General features: G+C 66.8%; 13 protein-coding genes. 8 read left to right on the forward strand and 5 right to left on the reverse strand.

Annotated features, from left to right (window positions below):
- Window positions 1-110: 110 nt before the first annotated feature.
- Both QBJ92_RS00465 and QBJ92_RS00470 read left to right on the forward strand, forming a co-directional pair.
- Window positions 111-389, forward strand: coding sequence for a DUF6916 family protein (locus QBJ92_RS00465; protein WP_277967705.1), 279 nt, complete (start codon window positions 111-113; stop codon window positions 387-389).
- A gap of 71 nt (window positions 390-460) precedes the next feature.
- On the forward strand, window positions 461-1,630 hold the full coding sequence (locus QBJ92_RS00470) for a glycosyltransferase (RefSeq protein ID WP_277967706.1): 1,170 nt from the start codon (window positions 461-463) through the stop codon (window positions 1,628-1,630).
- Window positions 1,631-1,645: 15 nt separating this feature from the next.
- Here QBJ92_RS00470 and QBJ92_RS00475 read toward each other — a convergent pair whose 3' ends face one another.
- Together QBJ92_RS00475 and QBJ92_RS00480 are read right to left on the reverse strand one after the other, a co-directional pair.
- On the reverse strand, window positions 1,646-2,491 hold the full coding sequence (locus tag QBJ92_RS00475) for a glycosyltransferase family 2 protein (protein ID WP_277967707.1): 846 nt from the start codon (window positions 2,489-2,491) through the stop codon (window positions 1,646-1,648).
- Window positions 2,488-4,497 (reverse strand): HAD-IIB family hydrolase, encoded by a 2,010-nt coding sequence (locus QBJ92_RS00480; RefSeq protein ID WP_277967708.1) that lies wholly within the window; start codon window positions 4,495-4,497, stop codon window positions 2,488-2,490. Before QBJ92_RS00480 ends, QBJ92_RS00475 begins: the two co-directional genes overlap by 4 nt.
- A 130-nt stretch (window positions 4,498-4,627) precedes the next feature.
- On the opposite strand from QBJ92_RS00480, the gene QBJ92_RS00485 reads away from it, so the two are divergent.
- Window positions 4,628-5,890, forward strand: coding sequence for a glycosyltransferase family 4 protein (locus tag QBJ92_RS00485; protein ID WP_277967709.1), 1,263 nt, complete (start codon window positions 4,628-4,630; stop codon window positions 5,888-5,890).
- Here QBJ92_RS00485 and QBJ92_RS00490 read toward each other — a convergent pair.
- Both QBJ92_RS00490 and QBJ92_RS00495 read right to left on the reverse strand, forming a co-directional pair.
- Window positions 5,806-6,717 carry a hypothetical protein gene (locus QBJ92_RS00490; RefSeq protein ID WP_277967710.1) on the reverse strand — a complete coding sequence of 304 codons (912 nt, stop codon included), beginning with the start codon at window positions 6,715-6,717 and terminating at the stop codon, window positions 5,806-5,808. The genes QBJ92_RS00485 and QBJ92_RS00490 overlap by 85 nt on opposite strands.
- Window positions 6,714-7,787, reverse strand: coding sequence for a glycosyltransferase family 4 protein (locus QBJ92_RS00495; protein WP_277967711.1), 1,074 nt, complete (start codon window positions 7,785-7,787; stop codon window positions 6,714-6,716). Before QBJ92_RS00495 ends, QBJ92_RS00490 begins: the two co-directional genes overlap by 4 nt.
- A gap of 157 nt (window positions 7,788-7,944) precedes the next feature.
- Between QBJ92_RS00495 and QBJ92_RS00500 the strand changes: the two genes are divergently transcribed.
- The 3 genes from QBJ92_RS00500 (at window position 7,945) to QBJ92_RS00510 (ending at window position 11,235) form a co-directional block, all read left to right on the forward strand.
- Entirely contained in the window at window positions 7,945-8,370 is a 426-nt protein-coding gene (locus QBJ92_RS00500) for an organic hydroperoxide resistance protein (protein WP_277967712.1), read from the forward strand.
- 290 nt (window positions 8,371-8,660) lie between these two features.
- Window positions 8,661-9,911, forward strand: coding sequence for an arsenic transporter (locus QBJ92_RS00505; protein ID WP_277967952.1), 1,251 nt, complete (start codon window positions 8,661-8,663; stop codon window positions 9,909-9,911).
- A 61-nt stretch (window positions 9,912-9,972) separates the two neighbouring features.
- A complete protein-coding gene (locus QBJ92_RS00510) occupies window positions 9,973-11,235 on the forward strand; it encodes an MFS transporter (RefSeq protein WP_277967713.1) in 1,263 nt (420 codons plus the stop codon).
- A 1-nt stretch (window position 11,236) separates the two neighbouring features.
- Here QBJ92_RS00510 and QBJ92_RS00515 read toward each other — a convergent pair whose 3' ends face one another.
- Window positions 11,237-12,145 (reverse strand): LysR family transcriptional regulator, encoded by a 909-nt coding sequence (locus QBJ92_RS00515; RefSeq protein ID WP_277967714.1) that lies wholly within the window; start codon window positions 12,143-12,145, stop codon window positions 11,237-11,239.
- Window positions 12,146-12,251: 106 nt separating this feature from the next.
- Between QBJ92_RS00515 and QBJ92_RS00520 the strand changes: the two genes are divergently transcribed.
- Both QBJ92_RS00520 and QBJ92_RS00525 read left to right on the forward strand, forming a co-directional pair.
- Window positions 12,252-13,445 carry an MFS transporter gene (locus tag QBJ92_RS00520; RefSeq protein WP_277967715.1) on the forward strand — a complete coding sequence of 398 codons (1,194 nt, stop codon included), beginning with the start codon at window positions 12,252-12,254 and terminating at the stop codon, window positions 13,443-13,445.
- A 188-nt stretch (window positions 13,446-13,633) separates the two neighbouring features.
- Complete coding sequence (locus QBJ92_RS00525; protein ID WP_277967716.1) at window positions 13,634-14,548, forward strand: EthD domain-containing protein; 915 nt, start codon at window positions 13,634-13,636, stop codon at window positions 14,546-14,548.
- Window position 14,549: the final 1 nt, after the last annotated feature.

The raw sequence follows: 14,549 nt of genomic DNA on the forward strand, positions 1-14,549 counted from the left end.
AGGATAGTCGCCCCCGCGCATTGCGCCGTCATTCTGTTTCCTCGATACTCCAGCACCGTGCTGAGGGGACTGATAGGATGGACGGGCCAAGGCAAGTAACTGGGCGCTTGATGACGTGTAACGACTTCGCCGGGCACGTCGGGACGACCTTCTCGCTCGGCCCTCCCCGGCTGGACGGCATGCCGTTGACGTTGGTCGAAGCGTCACGCAAACGCGGAGGGGGAATCGGCCGGGCGCCTTTCTCGCTCGTCTTCCGGAGTTCATCGGGGGAAACCTTGCCGCAGTCGACCTATCACCTGACTCACCCGGTGATGGGGAAGGTGGACATTTTGCTCGTTCCGTTCCGCCGCGTCGAGAATGGCATGGATTACGTCGCAACGTTCGACTGACCGTCGCGCGAAACGGCGTGTTTTCCCGTCGCAGGGAAGCAACCGAAGAGGCCGCGTCGCGTTGGCCCGACATGACGCGCAAACCGATCAGCTTCTTCATCCATCATCAGGGCCGCGGCCACGCCAATCGCGCGATGGCGATCATCCGGGAACTCCCGGCGGAGCGTCCGGTCAGCGTCTTGTGCGCGCGCCCCGAGCTGTTCGACGGGTTCGACCGGCCGATCGAGATCGTCCCGCTTCCCAACATGATCGGCGCGCCCGTCCCCGCCCCCGGCCTGTTCGCGCAACCCACGCCCGAGATCATGCATTGTGTCCCGCTCGGCGTCGCCAAGACCCGCGGCACGATGCGGACGATCCTCGACCATCTCGACGATGCCGATCCCGCGCTGTTCGTGGTCGACGTTTCCGCCGAAATTGCGATGCTCGCGCGGATCGCGAGCGTCCCTGCGATCAGTTTGCGGATGCATGGCGATCGGCTCGATCCGGGTCATCTCGGCGCGTATCAGGCCAGCGTTGGGTTGCTCGCGCCGTTCGACCGCACGCTCGAACAGGAGGATACGCCTAATTGGGTGCGCGATGCGACGTGCTACACCGGCGGGTTGTGCACCACCGTCGACGCCATCCCCACGCGGGAGGCCGCACGAGCCAAGCTCGGGCTCGACCCAACGCAGGAGATCATCGTCGTCCTCACCGGCGGCGGCGGCGCCGGGACGCCCTATGCGCCGTTGACGATGGCGGCGCGCGCGGTTCCGAACGCGCTGTGGCTGGTACTCGGGCCGACGCATCGCGAGGGGCATGAAACCGATTTCGGGAATTTGCGCGAGCTGGGCTGGGTCGCGGGCGTGACCGATTACATCGCCGCAGCGGACGTCGTCATCGCCTCCGCCGGGGACAATACCGTCCACGAAATCGCCCGCGTCGGGCGGCCCTATGTGTGTGCCCCGGAATGGCGATACTTTGCCGAACAGACGCGCAAGGCCGAACGGCTCGCCGAAGTGGGCGCCGCGGTCATGCTGCGGGAATGGCCGGGTGCGCTCGCGCCGTGGCGCAAGATCCTGGATGCTGCGAAAGCGCTCGACCCAGCTGCGCTAGCGGCCCTGTACGACTCTACCGCAGCGCAGAAAGCCGCGACCTATCTCGAACGGATGGCGGTGGATTTGTGGTCGAACGAGACACCGATTTCGACGCAAGTTGCACAGGGCGCAGGGAACGACGCGCCCCCGTTGCTTTCGGCGGCGTAACCGCCGCCGTCCTGCTCAGCTAAACAGCGCGGACGCCTCCAGCGTCGCGGCGACTTCGTCCGGGGTAGGATGCCGCAGTACGGTTAGGCACGCATCCTCGATCGTGATCAGGCCACGCTCGGCGAATTGCCCCAGCCAATAGTCCATGCACCACCGCCCCCATGTCGCATGGAACAGCCGCGCGTTGCGCAGGATCGCTTCGAAATGCTGGAGCGGAGGAATATGGATCGGATGATGCTGGTGATACGCCCGCGCGCCGCCGACCCATGCCATCGTCACCCCCGCGCGTTCGAGCCGCGCGGCAAAGTCGGTCTCCTCCCCGCCGTAACCGACATATCGTTCGTCCATCCCACCCGTTCGCGCCCAGTCGGCGGCAGACATCGCGAACGACAGGCCCCACAATTCGCCGTGGCTCGGTGTCGCGCGAACCTCGTCCTTGGCGATCGCGGGTTTGGCCGGGTGCCGCACGCCGATCCGGTCGAGCGCAGAATCGCTCGCCCCCGTGGGGTCTCCCGGCGGCAGGTACAGCACCTCGCCAAGCCGGACACCCGCCGCGTCCGCCGTCGCGCCATAGCGTTCGACCAGTCCCCGCGCCGGAATGCAATCGACGTCGAGCAGGATCAATTGCTTGCCCCCTGCAGCGGCTGCGGCGCGGTTGCGCGCAGCCGCGAGCGGCATCGGATCGCCGGGGACCATGACCGATCGCACCGGGAAGCGGGTCGCCGGCAAGGGCGTCGGCGTGTCCTGCATCCACGCGATCACCAGCTCGTCGGGCAGGCGCGTTTGCCGATCGAGCCCCGCGATCAGATTGGCGAGGTGCGCCGATCGTCCACGGACGATCGTCAAAACGCTGATCGTCACGCGCGCTGGGCGGTCTTGCGGAAGTGCGCAACGCCTTCGAGAATGCCGTTGGCGTAACTGCTTCGCGCGACGTAGCAGCGGCTAAGGTCCTTCCGCTCGGCAAGCCCGTCCGAATGATTACCGACGATGATCGCATTGGGGACCGACCGCAACATCTCGATGTCGTTGCCGCTGTCCCCCGCAACTACGACTTGCCCCGCCGCGAGCCCGAGCGCCTGGCGGACATGCTCAACCGCCGTGCCCTTGGATGCCGCGAACGGCAGCACGTCAAGATACCGCCCGTGGCTCTGGATGATCGTGCACGAGAGACCGCGGGAGTCGAGTAAAGTCCGCAGCCGCCGACCTGCATCGGGATCACCCTGGATCATGTAACTGAGCTTGGCGCGGCGTTGCTCGAGCGGGCTTTGCGGTGTCAGTCCGCCTTCCTCGGCGATGACGCGCGCAATTGCTTCGCGGTCCCAACCCGCGGCAACCTTCGCGTCCCAAGCGGTATCGCGCGCATACACACCACCCGGCTGGCGATGGTAGATCTCCGATCCGACCGAAGAGATCACGATCGCGGGCAACGGCGCATGATGCTGCGCCAATACCGCCATTGCACTGTGGAAGCTGCGGCCGGTCGCCACCGCGAAGACGAGCGCGCGCTCGTCACCATGCCACTGCCGAAACGCCGACAAAGCATCGCTGCATCCGAGCAGCGTGCCGTCGATATCGGACACGAGCAGATGGTCCGCATTCCTATGCCCAACGGATTGCGCCATTGGGGCGGCGGCGACTTCGGCCAGTAAGTCGGCGTAGATCGCGACATGGGCGGTCCAGTCGTAAACGCGCATCGCGGTGCGACCACCCGCGACATATTGCTCGTAGCGAGCTGCATCGCCTAGGATTACCAGCAGCGCGTCGGAAATCGCATCGGGCGAGCGCGGATCGACCAGCAGACCGTTACCACAAGTCTCTACGATGTCGTTCGGCCCGCCGCTGTCGGTCGCCACGACCGGGAGGCCCGATGCCGACGCTTCCAGCAGAGTCAGTCCGAACGGCTCGTTGAGAGCCGGATTGACGAACACCCCCCGCCGCGCGCGGGCGTGCGCGTAGACAGCGGGAATGTCGCAGGGCCGGTGCGTCTTGGGGTAAGCGACCTTGCCGTACAGGTCGTACCGGTCGATCAGGATCAGCAGTTCGGCGAGATTGTCGCGCACTTCGGGTTCGAGCGTGCGCAGGTCTTCCCGCGTCCCCGCAACAATCACCAGATTGGCCGCTTTTTGCAACGCCGGGGAACGACCGTAGGCCTCGACCAGTCCCGCTAGGTTCTTCTTTGAAACGGGTCGTGCGATCGCAAGGATCGTCGGCTTGGACGGATCGGCAAGGAACCGACCGATCGATGCGTCGATGGCGGGGTCCGTCTTCGCCTCGGCGAAGTCGTGCACGTCGCTACCCGGCGCAATGATGCGAATCCGGCCCGGATCATACGCATCGTACAGCGCATATTGCAGTTCCGCCTCGTCACGCGACGAGGCGATGATCGCCGATGCCCCGGCAATGGCGCGATCCTCGATCGCGATGCGGCGCTCCAGTCCGTCAACTTCGCGGCACGGACCGTCGAACGCCGCGCGCTTCACATGTCCCAGCGAATGCGCCGTGAAGACGTACGGTATGCCCAATCGCGCTTCGATTTCGGCAGCAAGGGCGCCGGCGTCCGCATAATGCGCGTGGATCACATCCGGCCAGCGATCGAGCGCGTTGATATGCGCGACGGCCGCCTCGACCAGACTATCGTGCTGAGTCCAGAGCTGTTCCTTGGCGAGATAGGCCTGATCGGCACTCCGCAAACGAACGATCCGCGTGTGGTCGTCGATTGTCTCGATGCACTGATCGTAACATTCGCCGTGATCCGGGTCGACGAAGGCCCGCGTCAGGATCTCGATCCGGTCGATCGCCGGATGGGCATCGCTCGCGCGGACCAGGTCGAGCAGATAGCGGATGTGTCCGCCGGTGTCGGCCGTCATGCCATATTCCACATCGTGCCCGCGAAGGCAGCCTTGCAATGCGATGTGAAGTACGAACATGGTTACCGTTCACTGGAGATACAGAAACAGGGAACAGATCCGCGCTCATCGCAGTTCCGGCACGATGGTCGTGAATCTACCTGATCCAGAGCAAGTCTCCTCCCCGTTGCAGGTCGGGCTGCTGACTTGGGCGTTACCACCCGAGAAAAGCGGGCTTTCTCGCGCGGCTCTCGAAATCGCGCATGCGGTGGCCGAGGCTGGCGCGAATGTTCGCGTGTTTACGCTCGACCGACACGGGCGAACGCGAGACGGCGCACTCGACATCATCGGCTGTGCGCCGCGTGGCGGGCTCGCTACGTTGCGGCGGCTGGCCGCGTTCGGGCATCTCGCTGCACCGCTCGCGTTTCGCGGTGCAGTGATGGCGGAGCATCGCCTGCGTCCCTTCGACGTTATCGAGGCGACCAACTGGTACGCCCCCGGCGCCGGTATCGCCGCGACCCGGAGGATGCCACTGGTGACGCGCAATTCGACGCCCGCGGCGATCTCGCTGGCGCAGGACCCGACGTTGCGGAACCGGTTCGATCGGGCGGGCGCGACGCTGATCGAACGCCTGTCGGCGCGCTGGAGCGGCGGGTTGATTTCGAATACTGCCGCGCATGGCGATACCATCGCGGACCTCTACGACGTGCCGCCCCCTGGACCGCGCCACGCTGTGATCGGCCTCAGTTTGCCACAGGCGATCACCGAGCGCGGTCGGCGAGCGACGTACCCGACCAGCCAGAATCCGGTCGAACTGCTGTTCGTTGGCCGGAACGAGCCGCGCAAGGGCTTCGACGCGCTGTGCGGCGCCGTCGCCCTGCTTGCAGCGGACACGGCCGCCGGATGCCTGCCCGCGTTCCGCCTGACGCTGGTCGGGGCACAGGCGGAGGATGTCGCCATGCTTCCCGCTCAAGCACAGTCGTTTCTGCGTCTGTTCCACCGTGTCGATGAGACTGCGTTGCACGATCTGTTCGAAGCGGCACACGTCGTGGTCGCGCCATCGCGCTACGAGAGCTTCGGTCTCGTGTACCAGGAAGCGATGATGTTTGGTCGCCCCGTGGTCGCCTGCGCCGAGGACGCGAGCGCACGGCTCTTCGTCGGCGAAAGCGGCGCCGGCGCGTTGGCGGCCCGCTGCAGCGCCGAGGATGTCGCCGCCGCACTGCGCCCGCTGATCGCCGATCCTGCCATACGTGCGACCTACGCAGCCGCCAGCCGCGCGGCGTCGGGGCAATTCACCCGGCGCACACTCGGCGAACAGACCATCGCGGCTTACCGATCGGCGATCGGATCGAACGGGCGCAGCAAGCGTGTTTCGTCCTCTGGGCGCGCACCGTCTGAGGACATGGCGGCATAGGTCAGCGTGCGCGCACGGACCCGCGCGGAATCGAGCCGATGCTCGATCGCACCCACCAGCGCGAGCGAGGTCTGCGCGAACGGGACGACCGGACGTTCGTGCACCGCTCCCGAAAACCGAACGTTGGCGCGGTTGAGCCGATACTGGATGTCGGGAAACAACGCCGACGCCACACCGTCGACCAGATTGCGCCGCGCCAACCCGAGCGACCGTAGCCCGTCCGCTTCCGCCGCCGACACGAGCCATCCCAGACTTTCGCGCAGCAGCGGGTCCGGTCGTTCATCACTGTCGAGCTGTAGCACCCACCCGTCCCCGGCGAGCGCCTGAACCCGGTTGCGCTGCGCCGCGAAATTTCCGTCGAGGGGATGGGCATGCACTTCCACGCCGGGAAACCGCGCCGCCCACGGCGCCGCATCCGGCGCATCGACCAGCACGATCCGCCGCCCGAACTCCGGTAATGTCGCAACGAGCGCCGCCGCCGCGTCACATTCGGATGGCTGCGTGATGATCCCGAGCGTGATCGTATGATTCCGCGCTTGCGCCGGGGATGCGTGCCCCTGCTCCACCACATAGCCGAACCGCCACGCGGCGTTGCGCCACGCTTCCGCAGTCATCGACCAGGGATCCGTGCCAAGGGCGCGCGCCGTCCCGTCCGCCAGCCGGCCCCGGATCGCGCGTTCGACCCCGTCCAGCGGAACGTCCGCGGCGACCCATAGCCCGCAGTGCGTGCATTCCTCGCCGTGCGTCCCCGCATCGTCGAATCGTTGGTGCCAGTCGGGATTGCCGCACACCGGACACCGCAAGCGCGCGGCGTGCCGCACGGTCATGCCGTCGCCCCGGCAATCTGCGCCATGTACAAATCGACATAGGCGCGCGCCATGCGCTCCGCAGTGAAGCGCGCTTCGAACGCGCGGCGGATCGCACCGCGATCGAGCGCCGCCGCCTGCGCCACCGCGGCAACCGCGTCCGCCTCGCTGGAAACGATGAACCCGGTCACGCCCGGCTCGATGATCTCACGCACGCTGCCCTTGTCCCAGGCGATCACCGGAGTCCCGCACGCCATCGCCTCGATCATCACGAGACCGAACGGCTCGGGCCAGTCGATCGGAAACAGCAAAGCCACCGCACCGCCCAGCAACTGCTGCTTCGCTTTGTCGTCCAACTCGCCGATATGCGTGATCGCGTCGCCGAGCGCGGGCGCGACGTGGCGTTCGAAATAGGTCGGATTGCCGACATCGACCGCGCCCGCCAGCCGCAACGGCATCCCCGCCGCCGTGGCAATCGCAATCGCCCGGTCGGGGCGCTTCTGGTCGGTCATCCGCCCGATGAAGGCGAGATAGCCGCCAGCCCCATCGCCGAGCGTATAGCGGTCGCGCGCGATCCCGTGGTGGACGATCCCCGCGAGGTTCGCGCGCGGTAGGGCAGACGCTTGCGATGCCGAAATCGCGGCGACGGGCAAATCGGCAAAGTGCCCGAAGAACAGTTCCCGGTCGCATTCGTCGAGCCGCCAGTGCACCGTCGTGATGCTCCGCGACCGCGCCGCGCCAAGCACTGCCGCATGCGCAAACTCGCCATGACAATGGATGATGTCGAACCGGTCCAACCGCGCGCCGAGCAGATCGAGCTGCATCGCCTCCAGCGCGGCGGGCACGCCGGGCGCAACGTCCCCGCGCGAGCGCTTGAGCGCCGCAAGGCTCGGTCCCGCAGAAATCAGCCGCGCCGACGTGACGCTGTCCGACGGCGCGAACAGCGTGACGTCATGCCCCTGCCCCACCAGTGCCTCGGTCAGATCATGCACGACCCTCTCGGTCCCGCCCGATCCCGTGGGCGGCGTGGGAAAGATCACCGGGGCGACTTGCGCGATCCGCAAGCGGTGGTTCGTTGCTGCGTCGGTCATGCTTCCCCTGCGCCGGGGCACCAATCCCCGATCCGGGGGGTGGACGAACGCGCGTGGTGGTCGGTTCCCACACGCCTCGTCGACGCCTGCATGGATCGATGCACCCAAATGCAGCGAAAACCGTTTGCCCAGCGCAACCCAAACGAAAGGCATTCGCATGTCCATCGACGTTATCTACAAGACCAAGGCCACCGCCACGGGCGGTCGTGACGGATCGACCCGCTCTGATGACGGATCCGTCGACGTCAAGCTGGTCGTGCCCAAGGAAATGGGCGGCCCCGGCGGGGTCGGTGCCAATCCGGAGAAGCTTTTCGCGGCAGGCTATTCCGCCTGCTTCCTCGGCGCGATGAAGGCGGTGTCGGGCAAGGCCGGTGTCAAGGTTCCTACCGACGCCAGTGTCACGGCGGAAGTCGGGTTCGGACCGCGCTCGGAGGGCGGCTACGGCATCACCGTGGACCTCTTCATCACGCTGCCAGGTGTCGAGAAGGCCGACGCCGAAAAGCTTGCGCATGCCGCGCACGAAGTCTGCCCGTACTCCAACGCGACCCGCAATAACGTCGATGTCGGTCTGAACATCGCGTAATGGGTTGAGCACCCCGGTCGGCGCAGAGCGTCGACCGGGGTCCGCCACAGCCATCCGCAAACGCTCAACCTAAACTGAAGCTGAACGGCGCGGTTCAGTCGATCGCCGTCAATGCCTTGATATCAGGGCTTTGACGAGACGATGCCTCCCGACGACATCCGTCTGGAAAACAATCTTCGTACCGTTGCGACCATATCGGCCCCTTTACGTTACGGTGGCTGGGATTCGGAGCTCTGCGTGATGATCGAATGTTTTAGGCGTGTGTCGACCGTTCGCGCGCGCCCTTGCCGGTGACACTTGCGACCGGCTTGGCCTGGGGAATTTGCGCCGCCTCCACCGCTGGCGTCATCACGCGCCCGTTCCGCTGGCCCGAGGCGATCTGGGCCACGCTTGGCGCCGGATTATTGCTCGTTCTCGGTCTGCTCCCGCTCCAGGCAGCCCTGGCGGCGGTCGGCAAGGGGGCGGACGTCTATCTGTTCCTGATCGGCATGATGCTGCTGAGCGAAACCTGTCGCCAGCGCGGCTTGTTCGACTGGGTCGCAGCAACCGCGGTGAACCACGCCAACGGGTCTCGCGCGCGCCTTTTCCTGCTCGTCTATGCGACCGGCGTCGTCACGACGACGTTCCTGTCGAACGACGCCACCGCGGTGGTTCTGACGCCCGCAGTCTACGCTGCCGCGCGCAAGGCCAAGGCGGAGCCGCTGCCGCTGCTCTTCGCCTGCGCGCTGATCGCCAACGCGGCGAGCTTCGTGCTGCCCATCTCGAACCCCGCCAATCTCGTGCTCTATGGGGGGCATATGCCCCCGCTCGGGCAGTGGTTCGGCTCGTTCGCGCTCCCCTCGATCGCCGCGATCGTGGTCACCTTCCTGGTGCTGCGCCAAGTCGAGCGTACCCGGATCGTCGGGGAATGCCTGTCCGGGGTCGAGCGCACGCCGCTGACGACCGGCGGGAAGATCGCGCTGGGCGGGATCATCGCCACCGCGATCGCGCTGCTGGCGGCTTCTGCCTTCGACATTCAGCTCGGCCTGCCGACCTGTATCGCCGGGGTGGCGACCACGCTGGTCGTCGCAATGTACACGCGGACCTCGCCGCTTGCGGTGGCGCGCGACGTGTCGTGGAGCGTGCTGCCGCTCGTCGCGGGGCTGTTCGTGCTGGTCGAGGCGCTCGATCATACCGGCGTCATCCGGCAGGTCGCGCAAATGCTGCGCGATGTCGCCGCCGACCCCACTCGGGGTGCGCTGACCGCTGGCACGGTGCTCGCCTTCGGGTCGAACCTCATCAACAACTTGCCCGCCGGGCTGATCGCCAGCAGCGCGGTGGCGCAGGCGCACCCGCCGCGGATGGTGATCGACGCGCTGCTGATCGGGGTCGATCTCGGCCCGAACCTGTCGATCACCGGGTCGCTTGCTACGATCCTGTGGTTGCAGGCGATCCGCCGCGAGGGGGAAGACGTCGGCTTCTGGCGCTTCCTCAAGGTTGGCGCGATCACGATGATTCCGGCCCTCGCCGCCGCGCTGCTGGCGCGTGTCGCCCTGGGCTGACCTGCCGCCCCTGACTTTCTCCCTACCTGCCCCGCCCCCCCTTCACTGCGCGAGACCCTTTATGGCCACTGCCTTCGCACCTCCCCAGTCCGGAGGCGCCGCTCCCGGGCGTTCGAAACCGGGCACGACGCTCGACGCCCTCAACTTCTTCCTTGCCGATGTCCGCGATGGGCTCGGCCCGTATCTCGCGATCTATCTCGTCGCAGTGCGCGGGCCAGCTCACGGCTGGAACGAAGCGACCGTCGGCTTGGTGCTGACGATCGCCGGGATCGTCGGGCTGCTTGCGCAGACGCCCGCCGGCGGACTGATCGATCGCAGCAAGAACAAGCCGCGGATCGTGATGATCGCCGCGCTGCTGGTAACGATCAGCAGCCTGTCCCTGCCGGTCGTATCGGGTTTTGCGGCGGTGACGGTGACGCAATCGATCGCCGCGGTCGCAGGCGCCGTGTTCGCGCCCGCGATCTCCGCGATCACGCTTGGGCTCGTCGGACCCAAGCTCTTCGCCAAGCGGGTCGCGCGCAACGAAGCGTTCAACCACGCGGGCAACGCCGTGTCCGCCGCGCTTGCGGGCGCGCTGGCGTGGAAATTCGGGCCGGTCGTGGTGTTCTGGCTGATGGCGGGGCTGACCGTCGCCAGCGTCGCGACCACCTTCCGCATCCGCAACAAGGACATCGACAATGCGGTCGCGCGCGGGCTCGATTGCGAACCCGAGGAGGGCTGTGAAGAGCCGAGCGGCTGGAAGGTGCTGGTCGAGAACCGCCCGCTGATGCTGTTCGCCGCCATCGCGTTCCTGTTCCACCTGTCGAACGCGGCGATGCTCACCTCGGTCAGCCAGTTGCTAGCGAAGACCGTGGGCAAGGATCAGGCGACCTCGCTCACCGCGGCGTGCATCGTGGCGGCGCAGCTCGTGATGGTTCCGGTCGCGATCGTCGTCGGGCGCTGCACCGAACGGTTCGGGACCAAACCGATCTTCCTGCTCGCCTTCGCTTTCCTCGCGGCGCGCGGTGCGCTCTATACCGTATCGAACGACCCGTATTGGTTGGTCGGCGTGCAGGCGCTCGACGGTGTCGGCGCGGGGATCTTCGGCGCGCTGTTCCCGGTCGTGATCGCGGACCTCACCGAGGGCAGCGGGCGGTTCAACGTCAGCCAGGGCGCGGTTGCCACGACCCAGGGGCTGGGTGCTGCGCTCTCCGCATCGCTTGCTGGCAGCGTGATCGTCTGGGCGGGGTACAGCGTCAGCTTCCTGACGCTCTCCGCGATCGCCGCAGCCGGGTTCACGCTGTATCTGCTCGCAATGCCCGAGACGAAGAAGGACCGGGCGTGACTCAGTGGATCCGCAACCCGGCGCTCAGCACCTCCAGCAACGCATCGACCTTTGGGCTGAACTGACGGCTGCGCTGCCAGACCAGGTGGAGCGGCAACCCATCGGTCGCCTGGTCTGGCAGCACCTCCACCAGATCGCCCCGCGCGAGTTCGTCCGCGATCAGCCAGGTCGCGAGTTGCGCGACTCCGAACCCCGCCTTGACCGCCTCGACCTGCGCTTCCGCGCTGCCGAGCACGATCCGCGGCTCCATCGGGCGATGCTCGACCCCACCCGCGCCATCCGCGAACCGCCACGCGATCGTGCTGCCATCCGCGCGACCATACAGGATGCAGTCCCGCTGCATCAGGTCCTCGATTATCTTGGGCACGCCATGCCGCGCAAGATACGCAGGCGACGCGCAGACGATCACGCGTTCGGTCCCGAGATGGCGGTGCCCCAGCGCATCGGGCCATGCCGCCACCGTGCCGATCCGCACCGCGACGTCGACCCCTTCCTCGACGATATCGACCAGCCGGTCGGTGAAGGTGACATGTGGCCGCACGTTTGGGTTACGCTCGGCATACGCCAGCATCAGCGGCATCGCGCGCATCCGCCCGAACGCCACGGGTACGTCGACCTTGATCCGCCCGACCGCCTCGGAGCGATGCGCCGCGAGCACCGCCTCCGCCTCGACCAGATCCGCCAGCACCCGCACGCATGTGTCGTAGAATGCGGCGCCCGCCTCGGTTAGCGTCAGCCGCCGTGTCGTCCGGTCGAACAGGCGACTGCCGAGCCGGGCCTCGAGCCGCGCGATCGTCTTGCTGATCGCCGAGCTCGAAAGGTTGAGCCGCTTGCCCGCGGTGGTGAAACTCCCCGCATCCGCCGCACTGACGAAGGCCTCGATGCCCTTGAGGCGTTCCGACGGGATCATGCTGGCTCACGATTGATGACGATTGGTCACAGGTTATGCGAAATCTTGCCGCGTGACGAGACGTTTCGTCATCCTACATCGGGAGGCTTCCGTTGGAGACGTCGCGATGCCCCCTTCCACTCTATCTACCGCCCATGCCGGGGCACCGCATCAGACGAGCGGCAACAGCCTTGCCGTGCTGTTGCTGGCGATCTCGGCATTCGTGATCGTCACGACCGAGTTCATCATCGTCGGGTTGCTGCCGAGCCTGGCGCGCGACCTCGGCGTTTCGGTCGCGGTGGCGGGACAATTGGTGACGCTGTTCGCCTTCACCGTCATGCTTGCGGGTCCTTTCCTAACCGCGATGCTCTCGCATTTCGAACGCAAGCGGCTATTCGTCGTCATCCTGTTGCTCTTTGCGGGTGCGAACGCGTTGGCCGCCGCCGCTCCCAACATCTGGATCCTCGGACTCGCCCGCTTCCTTCCCGCGCTCGCGCTCCCGGTGTTCTGGGGCACCGCGAGCGAAACCGCCGGCGCGCTCGCCGGGCCCGAACGGTCGGGCAAGGCGGTCGCCAACGTCTACCTCGGAATCTCGGGCGCGATGGTACTCGGCATTCCGCTCGGCACGCTCGCGTCGGAGGCGTTCGGCTGGCGCGGGACGTTCTGGGGGCTGTCGGGCCTGTCGCTGCTGATGGGCGTGCTGCTGTTCTTCGTTATGCCGACGCTCGCGCGCCCCGCCCGCGTCCGGCTCGCCGAACAGGCGCGAATCTTGAAAGACCCGTATTTCCTCGGCAACGTCGTCCTCTCGGTCGTCGTCTTCACCGCGATGTTCACCGCCTACACCTATCTCGCCGATACGCTGCAGCAGCTTGCCGAAATCCCGGCGGGTCAGGTCGGCTGGTGGCTGATGGGGTTCGGGATCGTCGGGCTAGCGGGCAACTGGCTTGGCGGGCATTTCGTCGGCAAGGGACCGCTGCAGGTCACCGCGGTGGCGGCGCTGGTGCTCGCGGTCGGGATCGCGGCGACCACCGCGTTCGTCGGATCGCCCGTGTGGCTCGGCGTGGCGCTGGCGGTGTGGGGTGTCGCGAACACCGCGCTCTACCCGATCTGCCAGGTCCGCGTGATGCAATCGGCAAGCCACGCCCAGGCGCTCGCCGGGACGCTCAACGTCTCGATGGCGAATGCCGGGATCGGCCTCGGCGCGATCATCGGCGGAACGATCATCGTCCATAGCGGCCTGCCGAGCGTGGGTTACGTCGCTGCGGCGATCGCGCTGCTGGCGGTGGTGCTGACCCCGCTGGTCGCGCGGCTGAAGCGCTGATCCCGTTTGCCTCCCCTCCCTGGAAGGGAGGGGATCGAGGGGTGGGTCGGCCCGCAAATCGAACGCACCGCCAGCCTCACACCGACCCACCCCCGGCCTCTCCCTTCCAGGGAGGGGAGGCACAGGTCCTTGCAGCCCGAACACCCTCCCAGCGTTGACAATCGACGCTGCACCAAAGGAACATGCGAATGCCCAAGCCATCCACCGACCACGATTATGCGGCCCGCGACGCCAGCATCTCGATCAACAGCTACACCACCGTGCTGCGGCGACCGCATGTCCCGCACGACCTGTTCGCGACTTATTGGCGCGACGTCCATGGCCCGCTGTGCGCGCGGATTCCGGGCCTCGCCTGGTACGTGCAGAACCATTTCGACCGCGATCAGGATGCGCATCTGTGGCCGGCCGTCGACGGCATCACGCCCTTCCCGGACTATGACCTCGACGGCGGCGTGGAGATCGGGTTCGCCTCCGCCGCGGATCAGGCGACGTTCAACGACGCCAGTCCTATCCTGTTCTCGGACGAACAGAACATGTTCGCCGCCACCGTCGCCTATGCGCTCCCGGATGGGTCACGCACGTTGATCGACCGTATTCCCGATCCGATCCCCAATGCCGACGACGGGTTCGACCGGATCCATGTCCATTTCGGCGCAGCGGGCGACGATCTCGCGGCGTTCCGCGCCTTCCTCACCGAGTTCGCGGAAATGCTCGCGGCGTCGGCGGCGGTGCTCAAGGTGCGACTGCATCTGCCTGAGCGCTACGACAATGCGAATCCGGCACCGCCCGCCCCCAAGGTCGATCACCAGGTCCCGCCCGAACGCACCGCGATCGCGATCCTGGAGCTCGCGTTCGCTACACCATTGACGCGGCGTGCCTTCCTCGAAAGCGAAGCGTTCCGCGCGACCGAGGCGGCGCAGCGCGTCCATATCCGCCACGCCACCGCCTTCGCGGTCAGCGGGGTCTATACCTATGTCCGCGACAAGACGCTGACGCTCGCCGGCCTGCGCGGGAGCCGTCCGGCGCAATTGATCGAACGATTGGGCGCGAACAACCAGACCACGGACGACGTACGCCGGCTGATGCTGACCGGCAGGCCGTGAT

This window comes from Sphingomonas echinoides, from assembly GCF_029623395.1.
Classification (GTDB): domain Bacteria; phylum Pseudomonadota; class Alphaproteobacteria; order Sphingomonadales; family Sphingomonadaceae; genus Sphingomonas; species Sphingomonas echinoides_A.